16 protein-coding genes are annotated in these 18,869 nt (G+C 66.2%); 7 read left to right on the top strand and 9 right to left on the bottom strand.

The window, feature by feature from the left end:
* Positions 1-109: 109 nt before the first annotated feature.
* The 5 genes from OPV09_RS14015 (at position 110) to OPV09_RS14035 (ending at position 5,921) form a co-directional block, all read left to right on the top strand.
* A complete protein-coding gene (locus OPV09_RS14015) occupies positions 110-628 on the top strand; it encodes a sigma-70 family RNA polymerase sigma factor (RefSeq protein ID WP_338682215.1) in 519 nt (172 codons plus the stop codon).
* The gene (locus OPV09_RS14020; protein ID WP_338682216.1) at positions 625-1,599 is read left to right on the top strand and encodes a FecR family protein; all 975 of its coding nucleotides are present in this window, start codon (positions 625-627) and stop codon (positions 1,597-1,599) included. The genes OPV09_RS14015 and OPV09_RS14020 overlap by 4 nt, the downstream gene beginning before the upstream one ends.
* Before the next feature lie 95 nt (positions 1,600-1,694).
* Positions 1,695-4,067, top strand: a complete 2,373-nt coding sequence (locus OPV09_RS14025) for a TonB-dependent siderophore receptor (RefSeq protein WP_338682217.1) — start codon at positions 1,695-1,697, stop codon at positions 4,065-4,067.
* Between the two features lie 145 nt (positions 4,068-4,212).
* Positions 4,213-4,845 carry a hypothetical protein gene (locus OPV09_RS14030; RefSeq protein WP_139248287.1) on the top strand — a complete coding sequence of 211 codons (633 nt, stop codon included), beginning with the start codon at positions 4,213-4,215 and terminating at the stop codon, positions 4,843-4,845.
* Between the two features lie 89 nt (positions 4,846-4,934).
* On the top strand, positions 4,935-5,921 hold the full coding sequence (locus tag OPV09_RS14035) for a magnesium and cobalt transport protein CorA (protein ID WP_070305954.1): 987 nt from the start codon (positions 4,935-4,937) through the stop codon (positions 5,919-5,921).
* Between the two features lie 10 nt (positions 5,922-5,931).
* Here the strand turns inward: OPV09_RS14035 and OPV09_RS14040 are convergent, their stop codons facing one another.
* Positions 5,932-6,630, bottom strand: coding sequence for an alpha/beta hydrolase (locus OPV09_RS14040; protein ID WP_338682218.1), 699 nt, complete (start codon positions 6,628-6,630; stop codon positions 5,932-5,934).
* Between the two features lie 237 nt (positions 6,631-6,867).
* Between OPV09_RS14040 and OPV09_RS14045 the strand changes: the two genes are divergently transcribed.
* Complete coding sequence (locus tag OPV09_RS14045) at positions 6,868-7,245, top strand: cytochrome c (protein WP_319991901.1); 378 nt, start codon at positions 6,868-6,870, stop codon at positions 7,243-7,245.
* A gap of 36 nt (positions 7,246-7,281) precedes the next feature.
* On the opposite strand, the gene OPV09_RS14050 is transcribed toward OPV09_RS14045, so the two are convergent.
* The 7 genes from OPV09_RS14050 to OPV09_RS14080 form a co-directional block, all read right to left on the bottom strand.
* Positions 7,282-8,127, bottom strand: coding sequence for a universal stress protein (locus OPV09_RS14050; protein ID WP_072453826.1), 846 nt, complete (start codon positions 8,125-8,127; stop codon positions 7,282-7,284).
* Between the two features lie 34 nt (positions 8,128-8,161).
* Positions 8,162-9,967 carry a PHA/PHB synthase family protein gene (locus tag OPV09_RS14055; protein ID WP_338682219.1) on the bottom strand — a complete coding sequence of 602 codons (1,806 nt, stop codon included), beginning with the start codon at positions 9,965-9,967 and terminating at the stop codon, positions 8,162-8,164.
* A gap of 62 nt (positions 9,968-10,029) precedes the next feature.
* A complete protein-coding gene (locus OPV09_RS14060) occupies positions 10,030-13,527 on the bottom strand; it encodes a PAS domain S-box protein (protein ID WP_338682220.1) in 3,498 nt (1,165 codons plus the stop codon).
* Positions 13,524-14,666 (bottom strand): FIST signal transduction protein, encoded by a 1,143-nt coding sequence (locus OPV09_RS14065; protein WP_338682221.1) that lies wholly within the window; start codon positions 14,664-14,666, stop codon positions 13,524-13,526. Before OPV09_RS14065 ends, OPV09_RS14060 begins: the two co-directional genes overlap by 4 nt.
* 14 nt (positions 14,667-14,680) lie before the next feature.
* Positions 14,681-15,739: an HD domain-containing phosphohydrolase gene (locus OPV09_RS14070; protein WP_219329459.1), complete on the bottom strand. Its 1,059-nt coding sequence runs from the start codon at positions 15,737-15,739 to the stop codon at positions 14,681-14,683.
* Between the two features lie 51 nt (positions 15,740-15,790).
* Entirely contained in the window at positions 15,791-16,294 is a 504-nt protein-coding gene (locus OPV09_RS14075; RefSeq protein WP_338678527.1) for a chemotaxis protein CheW, read from the bottom strand.
* Between the two features lie 60 nt (positions 16,295-16,354).
* The gene (locus OPV09_RS14080; RefSeq protein WP_338678528.1) at positions 16,355-17,257 is read right to left on the bottom strand and encodes a GGDEF domain-containing protein; all 903 of its coding nucleotides are present in this window, start codon (positions 17,255-17,257) and stop codon (positions 16,355-16,357) included.
* A 355-nt stretch (positions 17,258-17,612) separates the two neighbouring features.
* On the opposite strand from OPV09_RS14080, the gene OPV09_RS14085 reads away from it, so the two are divergent.
* Positions 17,613-17,846, top strand: coding sequence for a hypothetical protein (locus OPV09_RS14085; RefSeq protein WP_338678529.1), 234 nt, complete (start codon positions 17,613-17,615; stop codon positions 17,844-17,846).
* Here OPV09_RS14085 and OPV09_RS14090 read toward each other — a convergent pair.
* Entirely contained in the window at positions 17,843-18,745 is a 903-nt protein-coding gene (locus OPV09_RS14090; protein ID WP_338678530.1) for a LysR substrate-binding domain-containing protein, read from the bottom strand. The genes OPV09_RS14085 and OPV09_RS14090 overlap by 4 nt on opposite strands.
* Positions 18,746-18,869 lie beyond the last annotated feature (124 nt).

An 18,869-nucleotide genomic window follows, 5' to 3' on the forward strand; every position in this document is an offset into this window, starting at 1 on the left:
GACTGCTGCTGCGTTGTCGGCGCCTGACAACAATGGCAAAATTGCGGGACAGGCTCCAGTCTCTGCAATATAATGAGAATCATTATCATTAAAGCCGCCGGATCCGCTCTTGTCTGCCTTGCCTTTTCCCTCGAATGACGCCACCCTGGCCGCCAGCCTGTTTACGGGCCACCAGGGCTGGCTGTTGCAGCGTTTGCTGTTGCGCCTGCGTAACCGGGCGGAGGCGGAAGATGTCACTTCGGAAACCTTTGTGCGCGTGCTGCATGCGGGGCGGCTGGCCGCCATCCGCGAGCCGCGCGCCTATCTCACGACGGTAGCGAAAAGCGTCTTGCTGCAGCAGTGGCGGCGGCGCGATATCGAGCAGGCCTATCTCGACACCCTGGCGCTGCTGCCGGACGCCGTCCAGCCATCGCCCGAGGAACGCGCCGTGCTGCTCGAATCGCTGGAGCGGCTGTCGCGCGCGCTCGATACATTGTCCGTCAAGGCGCGCAGTGCCTTTCTCATGAGCCAGCTCGACGGCCTCACGTACGCGCAGATCGCCCTGGAACTGGGTGTGTCGGCCAGCATGGTGCGCCAGTACATGGCGCAAGGCTTGCGCTGCTGCCTGGCCGCTGCGGAGCCGGCATGAGCATGTCCCCTGCGGTACAGGATGCCGCCATCGGCTGGCTGGTCGAACTGAGTTCGGGCGAGGCGGACGCGGCCCAGCATCAGGCCTTCGCCCGCTGGCTGGCCGCCGATGCGCGCCATGCGGCCGCGTGGCACACCCTGGGGCAGGCCGTCGAGCACAGCGTCGGCCCGCTGCAGGCGGCGGGCGGGGCGGGGACCGTCGGGCAAACCCTGGCACGCGCCGCCCGGCACGATGAGCAGAGGCGCCAGTGGCTGCAGGGCGCCCTGTGCCTGGCGGGCGCGGCGTTCGGCGGCGCCTGGCTGCTGCGCGGCAGCCCGTTCTTGCCGGACTGGAGCGCGGACCTGCATACGGCCACGGCCAAGCGGGGCCGCTACCCGCTGGCCGACGGCAGCGTGCTGACTTTGGATGCCCGATCCTCGGCCGATACGGACCTCACGGATGGACATCGCCACGTCACCTTGCGCCAGGGCCAGCTGCTGGCCAGGGTGGCGCATGCGGCAAATGCGCCATTCCTGCTGCGCAGCGCGCACGGCACGGTGACGGCGCCGGGCGGCGAGCTGATGCTGCGGCGCGAAGCGCAGGCCACCGTGGCGCTGGCCGTGCGGGGCGATATCGACGTGCGTCCGGCCGGCAAGGGGCTGGCGCGCGTGCTGCGCCAGGGCCAGGCGGCGCGCTTCGACGCGGACCGCCTGACCCTGCTGCCCGGCATGGCGCCAGGACAGGCGACGGCGTGGGAGCAGGGCATGCTGGTGGCCGTCGACCAGCCGCTGGGCGAAGTGGTGGCCGCCTTGCGTCCGTACCGCCACGGCTACATCGACATCACGGCGCAGGCGGCGGCGCTGCGCGTGTCCGGCAATTACTCGCTCGACGACAGCGGGGCCACCTTGCTGGCGCTGGCCGAAACCCTGCCCGTCACCTTGCGCCAGGGGCCCGGCGGCTGGTGGACGGGCATCGACCTGAAGGCAGGCTGACATTTTTTTTGCGCCGGCACTGTCACTTTTGGCGCGCCGCGACTCATACCTGGTGTAGCCCCACTTTTCCTTCACCACCAAGATAGAGTCCCAGCATGCCACCATTGTTGATGCGCCAGATTCCCCTGGCTGTAATGTTACTTTCCTGCGCCGCGCCCACCGTCCTGGCGCAAACGCCAGCGGCGCAAATGGCGCCAGCCACCGTGCGCTATGACGTGCCGGCCCAGCCCTTGAACGCCAGCCTGATCGCGATTGCCAGCCGTGGCGGCGTGCGCATTTCCATCGATGCGGACCTGGCGCGCGGCGCCAGCGGCGCGGCCGTGCACGGCGATTTCACGGCGGAGCAGGCCTTGCGCCACGCCTTGCAGGGCACGCAGTTGGTCCTGCTCAAGACCGATAGCGGCGTCTATACCGTGCAAGCGGCGGCGCCACAGGCCGCCGCCCATCCCGAGGCAACGATGCCGGAAGTGGTCATCACCACCAATTACCTGGGCCAGGTGACGGAAGACACGGGTTCCTATACGACGGGCGCCGTCAGCACGGCGAACCGCCTGGTGCTGTCGCCGCGCGAGACGCCACACGCGGTCAGCGTCGTCACGCGCCAGCAGATGGACGATTTCGGCCTGGTGCAACTGAGCGAAGTGCTGAACCACACGCCGGGCGTGTACGTGCAGCACATCGACAGCGAACGCACGATTTACTATGCGCGCGGTTTTTCGCTCGACAATTTCAGCTACGACGGCTTGCCGTGGACGCGCGACGCTTCGTTGAACCTGGGCGAGTCCCTGGCCAATATGGACCTGTACGACCGGGTCGAGGTGCTGAAGGGCGCGAATGCGCTGATGAGCGGCGCCGGCACGCCGGGCGCCACGGTCAACCTGATCCGTAAGAAGCCCACGCGCGAACTGCGCGCGCTGGCCGACCTGTCGGCTGGATCGTGGAGCAATTACCGCGGCATGGCGGATGTGGGCGGCCCCCTGAACGACAGCGGCAGCGTGCGTGCGCGCGCCGTGGCCTCGTACCAGGACAAGCACTCGTTCGTCGACCGCTACCAGCGCCGCTCCGAACTGGCTTATGGCACGCTGGAGGCGGACCTGTCGCCGCGCACCTTGCTGACCGTGGGCGCCGACTACCAGCATACGGTGCCGCGCAATAGCGACTGGGGCGGCGCGCCCCTGTTCGACGCGGACGGCAACCGTTTCACCATGCCCCGCTCGTTCAACGGCGCGCCCACCTGGAGCACGCAGCAGACGCAAGCCAAATCCGTCTTCGCCTCGATCGAGCACACGTTCGACAATGGCTGGCTGGCCAATCTGCGCCTGATCCACCAGGCCAACGCCCTGTACGCGCCCGTCGCCTACCTGGACGGTTTCCCGAGGGCGGACGGCAGCGGCACGTCCGTCACGGCGCGCCAGTACAACAGCGACGCCACCAGCAATGGCCTCGACGTGTACGCCAAGGGGCCGTTCACCTTGCTGGGCCGCACGCATGAACTGGTGGTGGGCGCGAACGCCTACCGCAAGCAGTCGGACGACGTTTTCAGCCCGTATTCCTTCATCAAGGTCGATAATATCTATACTTACCGGGGCATGGTCGCTGAGCCGAAGTGGGAACTGGACACGGCCCGTGAAGTCATCCGCCAGAAGGCCGTGTATGCGACGGGCCGCTTTTCGCTGCCGCAGGGCGTGCACGTGATCATGGGCGGGCGCCTGTCGTCCTACGTCAACCCAACGGCCGAGATCGATGAAGCGTCGATCTTCACGCCGTATGCGGGCCTGACCTGGGACTTCGCGCCAAACCTGACGGCGTTTGCCAGCTACAGCGACATCTTCAGTCCGCAAAACAGCCGTGACGTCGACAACAAGACACTGGACCCCGTGCTGGGCAAGAATATCGAGGCGGGCGTGAAGGGCGTATTCCTCAACGGCCGCCTGAACGCCAGCGCGGCCGCGTTCGAGGTGCGCCAGGATAATTTCGCCGAGTCTGTCGACGCCGTGAACAAGGTGACGGGCATGGACGCCTACCGCGCCATCGACGGCGTGCGCTCGCGCGGCGTGGAGCTGGAAGTGTCGGGCCAGCTGATGCCGGGCTGGCAGCTGCAGGCCGGCTACACGCACAAGATCGCGCGCGACGCTGCCGGCAAGGTCAACACGCTGGCGCCCGAGGACCAGCTCAGCCTGTATAGCACCTGGCAGCCGATGCCGCGCCTGACGCTGGGCGGCGGCGCCCGCTGGCAATCGCACACCTGGCAGCAAACCCGGGCCGTGCGCGGCGGCACCACCACCGTGCACCAGGGCTCGTACGCCGTGTTCGACGCCATGGCGCGCTACCAGGTCTCCGATCGCATGGCCCTGTCGTTGAACCTCAATAACCTGGGCGACCGCAGCTACTACGGCATCAGCACGGGCCGCAGGGTCAGTTACGGCGACCCGCGCAATGCGATGCTGAGCCTGAACTACCGCTATTGAGACGTGATGAGACGCGACGCGCAGGCAAACCGCACATTATAAAGTTGCCATATGGAAATATTTAATATATTATCTTTTATGGCAATATTGGTTATGTTGAATTAACTAATGTTTCGATGAAACCTACTTTGAATCTGGATTTCTTGTGCGTAAAGATAGTGTGCGTGGTGTATTGAGTGTCTTGCTGGCTGCGGCCAGCGTGAGTGCCTGGGCGGCCCAGGCGGGTGACGAAGTCGTGGCGAAGCCGGCGGTGGAAACGCCGGTGGCGCAGCCTGTTGCCGCGGAAGCGGCCGCCGTGCCCGCGGTTGCGAAACTGAGCCTGGTATCCTCGGGCGAGCAGATGGTGGTGGACTACGGCACCAGTGGCAGCAAGGAGGAGTGCAAGGACTTCACGCCGGCGGGCAAGGTGTACGACGCCACGACCTTGCGCGAGAAATTGTTGCCGTTTATCTCGAAGATGGTCGAGCGTTCGCGGCGCATGACGGGCGTGTTGCCGGAAGTGCAGAAGACGCTGACGGCGGGCGTACCGGTCTGGGTGCAGGCTTACGCCGATTGGCCGGCCGAACACGGCTTGCGCGCCGGTTCCTGCGGCCCGCTGACCTTGCAGCTGACGCCGGAAGCGGGCAAGACATATCAGGTGGAATTCCGCTTCCTTGGTGAAAACAAGTGCAAGCAGGTGCTGCTCGATGTGACGGATCCGGCGGCCAGGCAGGAAATCGAGGCGCCCGTCACCGCCGCCTGCGCGGCGCCGAAAAAATCGCTGTTCGGCCTGTTCTAAGCTTCGTTGCGGGCGACGGTGGCCAACTTAACAGAGTGACAGTGTCATTCCGCTATACTGACGGCCCGACATCGTAGCCCGAAAATCACATGGACCTGAGTACCCACGCCGCCGTCGTCAATTGCGAAGCGTATCGCGACGGCAAGAAGATCGCCCACTTCGACATCGACAAGGTGGGCGACTTTCTCGGCGACCCCGATTGTTTCGTCTGGATCGGCATGGCCAGCCCCGACGCCACGGCCATGCAGGCGCTGCAATCGGCGTTCGGCTTGCACGAACTGGCCGTCGAGGATGCGCAGGGCGCGCACGAGCGGCCCAAGCTGGAAGAGTACGGCGACACCCTGTTCATGGTGATGCACACGGCCACCCTCGATGGCGAGGCCATCGTCTATGGCGAAACCCACGTCTTTCTCGGCCCACGCTTCATCATCACGGTGCGCCATGGCCCCTCGGCCGGCTATGCGAAGCTGCGCGAGCGCAAGGAAAGCGTGCCCGAGAAACTGGCCAGCGGCCCCGGCTACGTGCTGTATTCGATCATCGATTTCATCGTCGACCAGTACCAGCCCTGCATCGACCATTTGCAGGCCCGCTTCCAGCACTATGAACTGCAGCTGTTCAAGCCCAGCCTCTCCGAAGACAAGCTGCAGGATTTCTACCAGCTCAAGACGGAGCTGCTCAAGCTCGATGCGGCCGTCAATCCCCTGCACGATATCTGCACCCAGCTCATCCGTTTCCATGGCGACATCGTGCCCAAGGAAAATCGCATCTATTACCGCGACATTCTCGACCACGTCAAACGGGTCACGCATACGGCGGGGCAGATGCGCGAGCTGGTCAATTCGGCCATGCAGGTGGCGCTGGGGCAAATCTCGATCCGCCAGAACGAGGTCGTCAAGCGCCTGGCCGCCTGGGCCGCCATCCTGGCCGTACCCACCATGGTCTTCAGCCTGTACGGCATGAACTTCGAATTCATGCCTGAGCTGAAGTGGCGCGGCAGCTATCCGGCCGTGATCGCCATCATCATCGCCGGCTGCTTCTGGTTGCACCGGCGGCTGAAGCGCGAAGGGTGGCTGTAGCGGAGCACGCTTACCCGCCGACCACCGCGCCTGCCGCTTCGAGTATCAGCGCCGCCACTTCCACGGGGCGCGAAGCCAGCGACGCGTGGCTGGCGTTGAGCGTGATGACCTTCCTGGCACCCAGGCGCGCCGCCATGCGCTCCTGGTTGACGGGGGAAATCATGCAGTCGGCGCTGGAAATCTGGTACCAGCTGGGTTTGTGCTTCCAGGCCGGGGCGCTGACGGTGTCGCCGAAGGTGCTGGCCAGCGGCGCTTTCTGCACCACCCCCAGCACGGCGCCTTCTTCCGCGTCGAGGTCCTGGCAAAAGCTGTCATGGTACTGCTCGGGCTTGACCCACAGATAGCCGTCGCTGTCGCCCTCGAGGCTGGCCGCGCCGATGGGCGGGTGTTCCTGCGTGATGCTGCCCGGGCTTTCGCCCGCGTCGGGCGCGAAGGCGGCGATGTAGACGAGGCCCGCGACATTCGGCGCATTGCCGGCCACGCTGATGACGGCGCCGCCGTAGGAGTGTCCCACCAGCAATACCGGGCCATCGACCTGCGCCACCATCTTGCGCGTGCGCTCGGCATCGTCGGCCAGCGACGTCAACGGCAGTTCGACGGCGCGGATGGCCGTGTGGCCTTGGCGCCGCAATTCGGCAATGACGCGGCTCCAGTGGGCGGCGCCGCCCCAGAAACCGTGGACGAGGACGATGGTGGCTTGCTTGCTCATGCGAATACTCCTTGTGGCGGTGGCGCCGACGGGGGGCGACACAGGCCGCGCGGCCCGTCAGCAGGCAGCCACGCAGTGTCCAGCCTGGCTATTGTAGGCCGTTCCCCGGCTGCACGCATCGCTTATCGAATGAGCAATCCCGGTTAAAATATTGTCTGGAGCATCGAGTGTCGCATCGGCCCTTGCTGGCTTGCCCAGATTCCGCTCCGATTGATATCCATAACAAACTACATGACAATGAAATTAGTATTCACCGCTACGCTGGGCCTTTTATCTTTGCTTCACACATCGTCCTCCTTCGCGGAGAACGTCAATGGAAAAAATCTCTACATGCAGCGATGCGCCGTGTGCCACGGAGCGGAGATCAAGGGGACAGGGCCGCTGGCAAATAAAAGCAACCCCCGTACCCCCGATCTGACCACCGCCGCTTTCAAGAAACGGCTCAATGATTATCCGGGCGTGATCGTCTCGTCGGTCATCCTTCGTCCGAATGGCGACCTGATTCCGAAAACCTTGAAAGAGAATGGCGTCAAGATTGCGCCGCACGCCTGGAGCGTGAAGGATTTCCGCGATCTGAATCAATACATGAGCGGCGTGATTTTACAAAAACGATGACGCCGCACGGCATGCCGACATGACCGAACGGCCGCGCTAGTGCGACACCAGCACCGGTAACGTCATCTCCTGCAGCACCGTGCGCGTGACGCCGCCCAGCAGCGCTTCGCGCAGGCGCATGTGGCCGTAGCAGCCCATCACGAGCAGGTCGCAGTGCCGCTGGGCCGCCATGGCCAGCAGGGCCGTGCCCACGTCCTGGCCCGGCGGCGTATCGTGCTGCAGCACCTCGACGTTGACGCCGTGGCGCGCCAGATACAGTGCCAGGTCGGCGCCCGGCTGCTCGCCATGCGCGGCCGGCTGGGCGTGCGAATTGACGACGGCCAGCGTGACTTGCCGCGCCCCTTGCAGCAGCGGCAGCGCATCGGTGATGGCGCGCAGCGCTTCGGCGCTGCCGTTCCAGGCCAGTAGCGGATGCTGCGCGATGCCCGCTGGCGCAGCGGACGGCGTGTGCGGTACCATCAGCACGGGCCGGCCGCAGTGGAGCATCAGGTATTCGGGCGTGCCGGCGATGACGCGCGACGGCGTATCCTGCGCATCCGTCTGGCCCAGGATCAGCAAGTCGCAATAGCGGGCCTGCAGCAGCAGCGCGCCTTGCGCGTCGTCGTCGACGAAGCGCGTTTCGTAGGTTCCCAGGCCTTCTTCGCGGGCGATGCGCTCGAAGTCGTGCAAGGCCTCGCTGGCCTGGGTGCGCAGCGCCTGCATCTGCGCCGGCGCAAACTGCAGCGCGTTGACGCCGCCGCCATACGCGTAGCGCGAGATGCCGCTCATGGCCGAGCCGATCAGGTGCGCGCCGTCGGCAACGGCAAGGCGCACGGCCAGGCGGATGCGCTGGGCGCAGTGGCGGGAATTGTCGACGTGGACCAGCAGGGTGGTGTAGGGCATGGCGTTTTCCTCGGTTGTCGCTCGGTTGTCAGTATCAGGTTTGCAGCACGTAGCGGCCCGGCGCGTCGCCCAGGTCGGGCCCCATGGCCGGCGGCGCCACTTGCGCGTCGGAGCGCTGCGCCAGCCACGCCTGCCAGGCGGGCCACCACGAACCGTCGTGGTGCGGCACGTCGCGCTGCCAGCTGTCCGCGTCGATGTAGGGCGCGTCGTGGCGGTGCGTGGCCAGCTGGTAGCTGCGGCGCGGCTGGCCCGGCGGCGAGACGACGCCCGCATTGTGGCCGCCCGAGGTGAGCAAAAAGGTGACGTCCGTGTCGGTCAGCAGCTGCAGCTTGTACACGGAGCGCCACGGCGCCACGTGGTCCGTCAGGGTGCCGACGGCAAAGATGGGCGCATCGATGTCGGGCAGGGCGATGTGGCGGCCCGCCGTGCGGTAGCGGCCTTCGGCCAGGTCGTTGTGCAGGAACAGACGGCGCAGGTATTCCGAGTGCATGCGGCAGGGCATGCGCGTGGCATCCGCGTTCCAGGCCATCAGGTCGCTGTCCTGCTCGTCTTGTCCCAGCAGATAATGGCGCAGCTGGCGCGACCAGATCAGGTCGTTCGAGCGCAACAGCTGGAAAGCGCCCGCCATCTGCTTCGTATCGAGGTAGCCCTGCTTCCACATGGCCGCTTCCAGGAAGCTGACCTGGCTCTCGTCGATGAACAGCGACAGTTCGCCCGGCTCCTTGAAATCCACCTGCGAGGCCAGCATGGTGAGGCTGGCCAGGCGCGCATCGCCGTCGCGCGCCATCGTGGCGGCGGCGATCGCCAGCAGGGTGCCGCCCAGACAGTAGCCGGCCGCGTGCACGTGCGGCGCGCCCGTGATGCGGACAACGGCGTCGAGCGCGTCCATCACGCCCAGCTGGCGGTAGTCTTCCAGCGACAGCTCGCGGTCTTCTTCCGTGGGGTTTTTCCAGGAAATCATGAACACCGTGTGGCCCTGGCCCACCAGATAGCGCACCAGCGAATTGTGCGGCGACAGGTCGAGAATATAGAACTTCATGATCCACGCGGGCACGAACAGCAGGGGCGTCGCATGCACCGTGGCGGTCGTGGGCGCGTACTGTATCAATTCGATCAAGTCGTTGCGGTAGACCACCTTGCCCGGCGTGACGGCCACGTTCCCGCCCACCTTGTAGCGGCGCGTGTCGGACGCATACGGTCCCATGGCGGCGCGCTGCCAGTCTTCGGCCAGGTGCTGCGCGCCGCGCGCCAGGCTGGCGCCGCCGCTCTCGAGGGCCGCTTGCTGGACCACGGGATTGGTCAGCATGAAGTTCGACGGCGCCAGCATGTCGAGCCACTGGCGCACGGTAAACGTGACGACATCCTCGTGGTGCGGCGTGACGCCGCGCACGCCCGTGGTGGCGCGGTGCCACCATTGCTGCTGCAGCAGGAAACCCTGGTAGACGAGGTTGTACGGCCAGCGCCGCCAGGCCGGATCGTCGAAGCGCCGGTCCTGCGGCAGCGGCGCGATGCATGGCGGCTCGAAGGCGCCGCCGGCCATGGCCGATTGCAAGGCATATTGCTGCCAGCGGCCGATCTTCTTCCACGCTTCCTGCAGCAGGGTTTGCTGCTTCGACGGCGCCAGCGCCAGGTGGCTGAGCCAGTCGGCATAGGCGTTGCCCAGCGCGGCCGGCGAAATGCCGCCCGTGAACTTGCCCAGCCAGGCGTTCAGCAGCAAGTCCAGGGTGGCGCCTTCCGGCGCGCTTTCCGGATAGTCCGGCGCCGGCACGCCTTGCCAGGCGCTGCCCAGGCGCTCATGTTCAACGTCGTGCGCCGCTTCGCTCGGCTGCGTCTTGCTCATCCAGGGCTCCTGTCATTTTTTTACAGGATAGCAAGAGCTTGTTTAAAAAATTATGATCTACATCAAGTTTGGCCGGATGCGTGCAGCATGTGGCTTGCCGCCTGGATGGCCGTGTCCGTTTCCTGCACAAACAGCCGCAGCTGCTCTTCCAGCGCATCGAGCCGCGCCAGCAGCGCACCCTGCGGCGCCGTTGCCGCTTCGCGCTCGATGGCGGCGGCGATGGCGACGGCCGGTGCGGCGCGGAAATTGGCCAGCAAGCCGGCCAGCGTGTGCGCCTGCCGGCTGACGGTGGCCCGGTCGCCCGCGCGCAGTGCCGTGCGCAGTGCCTCCAGCTGCGCCGGCAAGCCGGTCAGGAACGATGCGCCGATGATGCCGATCACGTCGGCGTCGGCCTGGGCCAGCGCGGCGCCGTAGCCGAAGCGCGGCGTCTGTTTGTTTATCTGCAGCACATGCTGCTCGATCAGGCTGTGGAAGGCGGCCGTGCGGAACGGCTTGGACAGGTAGTCGTCCATGCCCCCGGCGATGCAGCGTTCCCGGTCGCCTTCGAGGGCGCTGGCTGTCATGGCGATGATGACGCTCCGCGGCATGCCTTGCGCTTCGCGCGCGCGGATCTGCGCGGTGGCTTCGAAACCGCCCATCTCCGGCATTTGCAAGTCCATCAGGATCATGTCGAAATGGCCGGCGGCCTGGCAATCGAGGGCGATGCGGCCGTTTGCCGCGTGCGTGACGCGGTGGCCCGCATTCGACAGCAGCACCGTGGCCAGTTCGCGGTTCATGGCGTTGTCCTCGACGAGCAGGATGTCCAGGCCGGGCATGCTTTCGCGTACGGCCTGGCGCGTCGCCACGGGCGCGGCGCTGGGCATGCCGCGGCGGGTGCCCAGCACGCTCATGGCGACGGTCAGCAATTCCTCGGGGCTGGCAGGCTTGAGCAGGTAGCCGCCAATGCCTAGTTCGCGGCAGCGCGCCGCGTCGCCCAGGCTGCCGCAGGACGACAGCATGACGATGGGCGCCTGGCTCCAGTGGGGCAGGGCGGCCAGCGCCGATGCCGTGTCGAAGCCGTTCATGCCGGGCATGGCGAAGTCCATGATGATGCAGTCCGCCGGCAAGGCGCCGCGGCAGTGCGCCAGCGCCGCCTCGCCCGACTCGCAGGCGGTGACCGTGGCGCCGCTGTGCTCGAAGATCCGGCGCAGGATGGTCAGGCTGCTGGGATTGTCGTCCACCAGCAGGATGTTGCGTGCGGCCAGCGAGGCGCCGGGCGGCGGCGCCAGGGGCTGCTGCTCGCCGATGGGCAGGGCCAGGTCCACGGTGAAGCAGCTGCCCTTGCCCAGTTCGCTCGTCAGGCCGATGCCGCCATCCATCATCGTCACCAGGCGGCGCGTGATCGACAGGCCCAGTCCCGTGCCGCCGAAGCGCCGCGTGGTCGACCCGTCTTCCTGCTGGAAGGCGTCGAAGACGGCCTCCTGCATGTCGGCGGCGATGCCGATGCCCGTGTCGCGCACGCTCAGGCGCAGGCTGGCCACGCCATCGCCGCTGGCGCGCAGCCGGGCGCTGACGACCACCTCGCCATGCGGCGTGAACTTGATGGCGTTGCCCGCGAGATTGGTCAGCACCTGGCGCAGCCGGCCCGGGTCGCCGAGCAGGGTGTGCGGCAGCGCGGGATCGACGTCGAGCACCAGTTCCAGGCCGCTGGTCTGCGCCCGCATGGCGTGCGCGCGCATGGTTTCCTGCAGCAGCTGGCGCAGGTCGAAGGGGATGCTTTCCAGGGTCAGCATGCCCGCCTCGATCTTCGAGAAATCGAGGATGTCGTTGATGATGCACAGCAGGGCGTCGGCCGAGGCTTTGACGATTTCCAGGTATTTGCGCTGGTGGGCATCGAGATCGGAATCGAGCACCAGGTCCGTCATGCCGAGGATGCCGTTCATCGGCGTGCGGATCTCGTGGCTCATGTTGGCCAGGAATTCGCTCTTCGAGCGGCTGGCCGATTCGGCCACTTCCTTGGCCAGCAGCAGCGCGCGCTCGGCCGCCTTTTGACTGGAAATGTCGACGATGGTGCCCACCAGGCCGTGCAGGCTGCCGTCGGACTTCAGCAGGGCCGCCTTGCTGCACAGGACATCGACCTGCCGCGTGCCGACGGTCAGCCGGTCCTCATACGACTGGTTGCCCCGGTCCTGCAGCAGCGCCAGGTCGTGCTGCAGCGCTTGCCGCGCCTGCTGCTGCGGCAGGATGTCGGCCACCGTCAGGCCCGGGATGCGCGCCTGGTCGAGGTGGAAGAAGGCGCAGAAGGCGCGGTTGGCGCGCAGGTAGCGGCCCTGCACATCCTTCAGGTACAAGGGGATAGGGATGGTTTCGATCAGCGCATCGACGAAGTTGAGGTTGTGGCGCAGCTCGCGCGCCGCCTGGCGCCGCTCCGTGATGTCCGTCAGGCTGCCCGTGATGCCAGCCAGCCGCCCCAGGCCATCGCGTTCGGCGCGCGCGCACACGTCGATCCAGCGCACGTCGCCATCGCGGGTCACGTAGCGCGCTTCATGGCGCATGCTGTCCACCTGGCCGCCCAGCAGCTGGGACAGGCCGGCCGCGGCGCGGTCGCGGTCGCGCGGATCGACGAATTGCAGCACGCTCTTGCCCAGGCTGCCGGCAGCGCCAAAGCCCGTGATGGTGTGCCAGGCGGGGTTGAGGAAGGTCCAGGCGCCGTGCAGGTCCGTGCGGAAGACCACCTCGTTGAGGCTGTTGACGACGTTGCGGTATTCGCGCTCGCTTTTCGCGATGGTCTCGGCCATGCGCTTGCTGTCGCTGATTTCCGTGCGGATGGCGATGTACTGATACGGCTTGCCGGCCGCGTCGAGGAAGGGCACGATGGTGGCGTCGACCCAGTATTGCCCGCCATCCTTGGCATGGTTGCAGATTTCGCCGTGCCACACGTGGCCGGAAGTAATGGTTTGCCACATCTGCGCAAAGAAGGCGTCCGGATGCGCGCGCGAATTGATCAGGCGGTGCGTCTTGCCGACCAGCTCTTCGCGCGCGAAGCCGCTGATGGCGCAGAACTTGTCGTTGACGTAGATGATGACGCCGGCCGTGTCCGTGATGCTGACAATCGCGTGCTGGTCCATCGCAAAGCGCTGGTTCTGCAATTCGATGCGGCGCAGTTCCTGCTGCGACACCAGTTCGGCCAGCAGCACCGACAGGCCCTCGATATCGTCTTCCTGCGGCAGGCGCAGGCCGGAATCGTTGTTGTCGAGCAGGCGCACGGCCGCCACGCGCAGCGACTGGATCACGCGGTTACGGCTGGCCAGCTCCGTGCGCAGCAGGTCATTCGTCATGCTCAGTTCATTCGAACTCAGTTCCAGGCTGCGCGAGCGCAGGTCGAGGTCGCGTTCGGACTGTTCGTAGGCGCCGTCGATGCGCTGCAGCAGGGCTGGCAAGCCGGCCAGGAAACCGGCCAGTTCGGGCGGCGTGTCCGCCCGCCCGCACAGTGCTTGCGCCTGTTCCAGCAGGGCGGCGCAGGCGGCGTCCGAGTCGATATCGCAGACGCGGTTCAATTGGCGTGCCAGGGTGCGGTTCATGCTTCGCTCAATACAGTCACGGTCATCGTCTGGTTATGCAGCTGGCATGCGCCATGCGGCTGGGCGATGCCGATTTCGCCGTTCGAGTAAAAACCTGCGATGCAGGGCGCGCCGCCCAGCAGGTCGGCCACCGCTTCGACCTCTTCCTCGGCCCGGTCGCCCATCACCAGCTTGCGCCCTACGCAGCTGACCAGCAGGGCCAGCTGGTCGCCCTGCGCATCGGCGTGGGGGGCGACGCCGCGCGCGGCCGTCTCGGCCCCGTCGATCAGCCGGTTGGTACTGGAATGCATCAGTCTCAGGTAACCGTCGGCGAGGATGTCGCCGGCCAGGGTCAGCGAACCTTGCTCTTCATCGACGGCGAGGATGGTGCGAAACACATTGCTTTTTTCATGCGCGGCCGTGAGCATTTCAAACGGGAACAGCAGGCCTGAAGCGGGCAGGTCGCGCGCATGGTCGCCCAGGTACAGCTTGTAGATGTCGAGCGCCCGCGCGCCATCGAGGCCATACAGCACGTTGTCGACGCAGCGCGTCACCTTGCGCGCGGGGCCGAACGCTTCCCAGCCCGCATGGCTGCCGTAGCCGAGGCGGATGCGTTCGCCGTACAGGCCGACGGCGACGATGGTATTGTCGGCCGCGCCGCGCGGGCCCAGGGTCCACGTCTGGAGGAAGGCGCCGCCGTCCGCCGCCAGTCCGCCCGACACCGTCACGCCAGGCGGCAGGTTCGCCTGCAGGCCGGCGATCAGGGCGCTGCCGTTGATGGCCACGCCCGTGCCCAGCATGAAGACGGCCGTCAGGCCATCGTGCGGCAGGGCCTGCGCCAGGCGCTCGCCCGCGTCGTGCGAATCGGCCATGTCGCAGATGATGGCATCGGCAATCGCCACCGTGGTGTGGGCGAAGCGGATGGCCGTGATGACGCAGCTGTCGTCGTGGACGCGCTTGCCGGCGATCTCGCCCGCCGTGGAGCAGCCGGCGATGACGGCGCCGGGCAGCTGCCGGCGCAGCGCCGCGCTCAATCCTGGCGTGGCAAAGTAGGGGCAGGCGCCGAAGACCAGCACCAGGTCGGGGGCCATGGCGGCCAGCGGCGCCAGGGCCGCATCGAAGTCGGCATGGCTGTTCAGGATCAGTTGTTGCACGCGCATGGCAGGCTCCTCGCTTACAGTGGGTGGGCGTGTGGCTGGACAGGGTCGGGCAGGCTGTCGCGGATGGCGAGCACCTCGTCCCAGGCGTCCAGGAAGGCGTCGAGGCACAGCGGGCAGAAATGGCTGCCCCGGTTTTCCTCGAGGTACTGGCGCGCCTGCGCCAGAGGCCAGGCCGGCTTGTACGGGCGCTCCGAGCTGAGCGCGTCGAAGACGTCGGCCACGGCGACGATGCGCGCCGACAGCGGTATCTGCTCGCCCGCCAGGCCGTCCGGATAGCCGCTGCCGTCATATTTTTCGTGGTGGCCGCAGGCGATTTCCTCGGCCAGGCGGATCAGCGGCGAATCGCTGCCGGCGAGGATATGGCCGCCGATCTTCGCATGCAGGCGCATGATGGCCATTTCATCGGGGTCGAGCCGTCCCGGCTTGAGCAGGATATGGTCGGGCGTGGCCAGCTTGCCCACGTCGTGCATGGGCGCCGCCTTGAGCAGCAGCTCCTGCCACTGCGCATCCATGCCCAGGTTCCTGGCGATCAGCGCCGAGTAGCGCGCCATGCGCATGATGTGGGCGCCCGTTTCCGGGTCGCGGAATTCGGCCGCCCGCGCCAGGCGCGTGACCAGTTCCATCTCCCTGGCCGTGACGTTGGCGATGGCCTGGGCCACTTCGTGTTCGAGCAGCTTGGCGCGGTCGGCCAGCATGGTTTGCGCCGTGCGCAGGGCCAGCAGATTGCGCACGCGCAGGCTGAATTCGATGGTGTCGACGGGCTTGGTGAGAAACTCGGTGACGCCCAGCGAAAAGGCCTGCTTGCGCACGGCGCGGTCGTTTTCCGTGGTCACCATGATGATGGGGATGTCGGCCATGCCGCCCATCTTGCGGAAAATGCTGAGGAACTCGTTGCCCGACAGGCTGGGCATCCGGTAGTCGAGCAAGACCAGGTCCGGCACGTGCGATTCGCACCAGTACAGCGCATCGACGGGATCGCTCATGCAGACCGTCTCGATGCTGCTGGCCTTGGACGCCAGGGTCGATAGCAGGCTCAGGTTGGTGTCGTTGTCATCGACGATCAGGATGCTCATGGTGTCTCCGGCGGATGGCGGTCAGGTGGCGGACGGACGGCGGCGGCTGGTTCAGGCCGCCAGCTCGCCCGTGGCGTGCATGCCCAGGCCCGCCAGCAGGCTGTCCATGTCGAGCACGATCAGCATGCGCTCGCCGAGGGCGCCGATGGCCGTCACGTGGCCGGCCATGGCCGAGCCGTGCAGCTGCGGCGGTGGCTTGATCTGCCCCGGCGCCAGCGGCACCACATCGGCCACGCGGTCGACCACGATGCCGGTGGCGCCATGCGCGAAGACGAGGATGATCACCACCGTCGAGGCATCGTACGCGGGCTCGGCCTGGCCCAGCGCGATGCGCAGGTCGGCCAGCGGCACGATGCTGCCGCGCAGGTGGATGAAGCCCTTGAGGAAGGCGGGCGCGTTGGCGATGCGGGTGACGGCGCCGTAGCCGCGGATTTCCTGCACCAGGCCGATGTCGATCGCGTATTCCTCCTTGCCGAGTCCGAAGACCAGCAATTCCCGTGCGCCCGCTTGCGCCCGTTGGCCCGCTGCGGCGGCATGTGTCGTGGTCGTTTCCATGTGCTTGCTCCTGTCAGGTGCTGCGTACTGCATGGGACTGCGAGGATCGCCGGGCGGGGTTCAAGCCTGCTCGACGCGGTTGCGGCCATTTTTCTTGGCCTGGTACAGGGCGGCGTCGGCCTGCGTGAAGCCGGCTTTCCAGTCGCCATCCGCAGGCAGCGGCGCCAGGCCGATGCTGATCGTCACCGCGATGGGCGCGTGCTCGAACTCGACTTGTGCCGCGGCCACGGCAAGGCGGATGCGCTCGGCCACCTGGCGCGCCCTGGCCAGGTCCGTATGGGGGAACAGCAAGCCGAATTCCTCGCCGCCCACGCGGGCGACGACATCGGCGGCCCGTGCCTGGGCCAGGATGATGGCCGCGATGGCTTGCAGCACGGCGTCGCCGGCCGCATGGCCATGCTGGTCATTGACCCGCTTGAAGAAGTCGATGTCGGCGATGCCGATGGTCATCGGGTGGCCCGAGCGCCTGGAGCGCGCCGCCGTGCGCACGGCGTCGATCTCGAAGGCGCGGCGGTTGGGCAGCTGGGTCAGGGGATCGCTGAGGGCGATGCGCTGCAACTGCTGCCAGCGGGCCGCGTTCTGCTGTTCGATGGCCAGTTCGCGGCGCTGGTCGATGAAAAAGGCGCCCATGAAGTTTTCGTCGTCCAGGGTGCCCAGGTCCATGGCCTTGAGCACGATGGGCAGCATCGTGCCATCGCGGTGCCGAATGGCGAAATGGCGCTTGTGACCGAGCACCCGGGACTTCTTGTAGCCGGCCAGATACGCGCCGATCTGCGCGCCATGCTGCTCGCGCACGGCGTCGGGCAGCAGCGCCTCGATTTGCTGGCCCGGCAAGCTGCCCGCGGCATAGCCGCTCAGCGCATACATGGCGTCGTTCGCATAGCGGATGCGCGAGCCCGCATCGATGATGATGGCGGCGTCATCGGCGGCGTCGAGCAGGCGCAAGGCCAGGATTCTGTTCATCTGCTTGTCCCCTACAAAGAAGGTGGAGATGCCGGGCGGTCGAGGCAAAGAGGTCTGCCGAATCGCCTTGGGTGCTCCTTTATACTCATCATACATCAAATAAAAATGATTTCAACGAATATTGTGATTTTCATGATTTTATTTGGATTTTTGACACAGGTAAATCAGGAGTCGAGTGATGTAAAAGCAGGTGGCGCGTCATTTCCCTCTATGGGGAGCAGAATTTTCGCCTTCGTCCTTCTTGCGACTGGAAAGAAAAAACGATTTTTTCGTGAATTTATTTATTGTATTCGGTAAATTTATGTAGCAAAATGCAGTGAAGCAACACCATTCACTGTGGAGAGAGGAGACGGACATGCATACGAAGATGTCGGCAAGGGGCAGCGTAGAGGCGGGCAAGGGCTATCCACACGGGGCGCAGGTCCGCCATTTATCCATGCAGCGCCTGAAGGCGATCGCTTACCTGGCACTGCTGCTGGCTGTGGTGCCAGCCGCGGCCTGCATCGCCACGGGACGCGCCGGCATGCCGGCGCCGTTCAGCGCCATGTGCGGCGTCGTGTCGTGCGCGGCAGGCGAGCATGGACTCTAGCGCGCGGCCTGCGCCTCCTCGCGTATCCATGCCATGAATGCCTGGACGGCAGGGCGCGTGGCCGCGTCGGGCCGCGTCACCAGGTAGTAGGCAAAGCGCGCGGGCCAGGGCAAGTCCAGCACTTGCACCAGGCGTCCCGCGGCGATTTCCTCCTGCGCGTACAGCTGCGGCACCAGGGCCAGTCCCTGTCCCGCCTCGGCCGCGCGTATCAACAGAAAATCATCTTCGAAGGCCGAGCCGCGCAGCGCCCGCGCCGCATCCGCGCTGCCGTCCGGGGCGCCATGCGCGGCCAGCCACAAGGGCCAGTCGGCGCGGTCCGTATCGTGCAGCAGCGGGTAGCGCAGGCAATCGCCGGGCGTGGCGATGGGCGGCTGGCCTGCCATCAGGGCGGGGCTGGCGACGGGCACCAGCACGGGTGCCATCAATCGCGTCACCTGCAAGCCCGGATAATCTCCCAAGCCGTGGCGCAAGGCCACGTCGACCCTGTCGCGGCGCAGGTCGACCAGCGCCGACGTGGCTTCCACGCGCACCTCGATTTGCGGGTGGCGCTGGTTGAAGCGGCCCAGGCGCGGCACCAGCCACGCGGCGGCAAAGGTGGCGACCGTGCTGACGGTGAGCGTCTGGCGCCCACCCATGTCTTCCAGCGCCTGGCTGGCGCCGGCGATCTGCGCAAAGGCACCCAGCAGGGTGGGGTGGACCATGGCGCCCGCTTCGGTCAGGCGCAAGCCCTGGCGTTCGCGCGTAAACAGGGGCATGCCGACCCGTTCTTCCAGCAGGCGGATTTGCTGGCTGACGGCGCCCGACGTCACGTGCAGCGCTTCGGCGGCGGCCTTGATGCTGCCGCGTTGGCCCACTTCGACAAAGGCGCGCAGTGCCTGGAGCGGTAAAGGATGTTTCATCGATATAGTTTTTCTATAGTAAGACAGCAAAAATCATCGTTTCCATTCGCTGAAAATAAGAGCGAGGATGGCGGTGTTTGCAACGCTTATTTTACTTCAGTAAAACTATATCGATAGGATACTC

The organism is Janthinobacterium sp. TB1-E2 (assembly GCF_036885605.1).
GTDB classification, from domain to species: Bacteria; Pseudomonadota; Gammaproteobacteria; order Burkholderiales; family Burkholderiaceae_D; genus Janthinobacterium; species Janthinobacterium aestuarii.

Coding starts and splice junctions, on each gene's coding strand:
- OPV09_RS14020 (WP_338682216.1), top strand. CDS start 625: ATGAGCATGTCCCCTGCGGTACAGGATGCCGCCATCGGCTGGCTGGTC.
- OPV09_RS14025 (WP_338682217.1), top strand. CDS start 1,695: ATGCCACCATTGTTGATGCGCCAGATTCCCCTGGCTGTAATGTTACTT.
- OPV09_RS14035 (WP_070305954.1), top strand. CDS start 4,935: ATGGACCTGAGTACCCACGCCGCCGTCGTCAATTGCGAAGCGTATCGC.
- OPV09_RS14040 (WP_338682218.1), bottom strand. CDS start 6,630: ATGAGCAAGCAAGCCACCATCGTCCTCGTCCACGGTTTCTGGGGCGGC.
- OPV09_RS14045 (WP_319991901.1), top strand. CDS start 6,868: ATGAAATTAGTATTCACCGCTACGCTGGGCCTTTTATCTTTGCTTCAC.
- OPV09_RS14050 (WP_072453826.1), bottom strand. CDS start 8,127: ATGCCCTACACCACCCTGCTGGTCCACGTCGACAATTCCCGCCACTGC.
- OPV09_RS14055 (WP_338682219.1), bottom strand. CDS start 9,967: ATGAGCAAGACGCAGCCGAGCGAAGCGGCGCACGACGTTGAACATGAG.
- OPV09_RS14060 (WP_338682220.1), bottom strand. CDS start 13,527: ATGAACCGCACCCTGGCACGCCAATTGAACCGCGTCTGCGATATCGAC.
- OPV09_RS14065 (WP_338682221.1), bottom strand. CDS start 14,666: ATGCGCGTGCAACAACTGATCCTGAACAGCCATGCCGACTTCGATGCG.
- OPV09_RS14070 (WP_219329459.1), bottom strand. CDS start 15,739: ATGAGCATCCTGATCGTCGATGACAACGACACCAACCTGAGCCTGCTA.
- OPV09_RS14075 (WP_338678527.1), bottom strand. CDS start 16,294: ATGGAAACGACCACGACACATGCCGCCGCAGCGGGCCAACGGGCGCAA.
- OPV09_RS14080 (WP_338678528.1), bottom strand. CDS start 17,257: ATGAACAGAATCCTGGCCTTGCGCCTGCTCGACGCCGCCGATGACGCC.
- OPV09_RS14085 (WP_338678529.1), top strand. CDS start 17,613: ATGCATACGAAGATGTCGGCAAGGGGCAGCGTAGAGGCGGGCAAGGGC.
- OPV09_RS14090 (WP_338678530.1), bottom strand. CDS start 18,745: ATGAAACATCCTTTACCGCTCCAGGCACTGCGCGCCTTTGTCGAAGTG.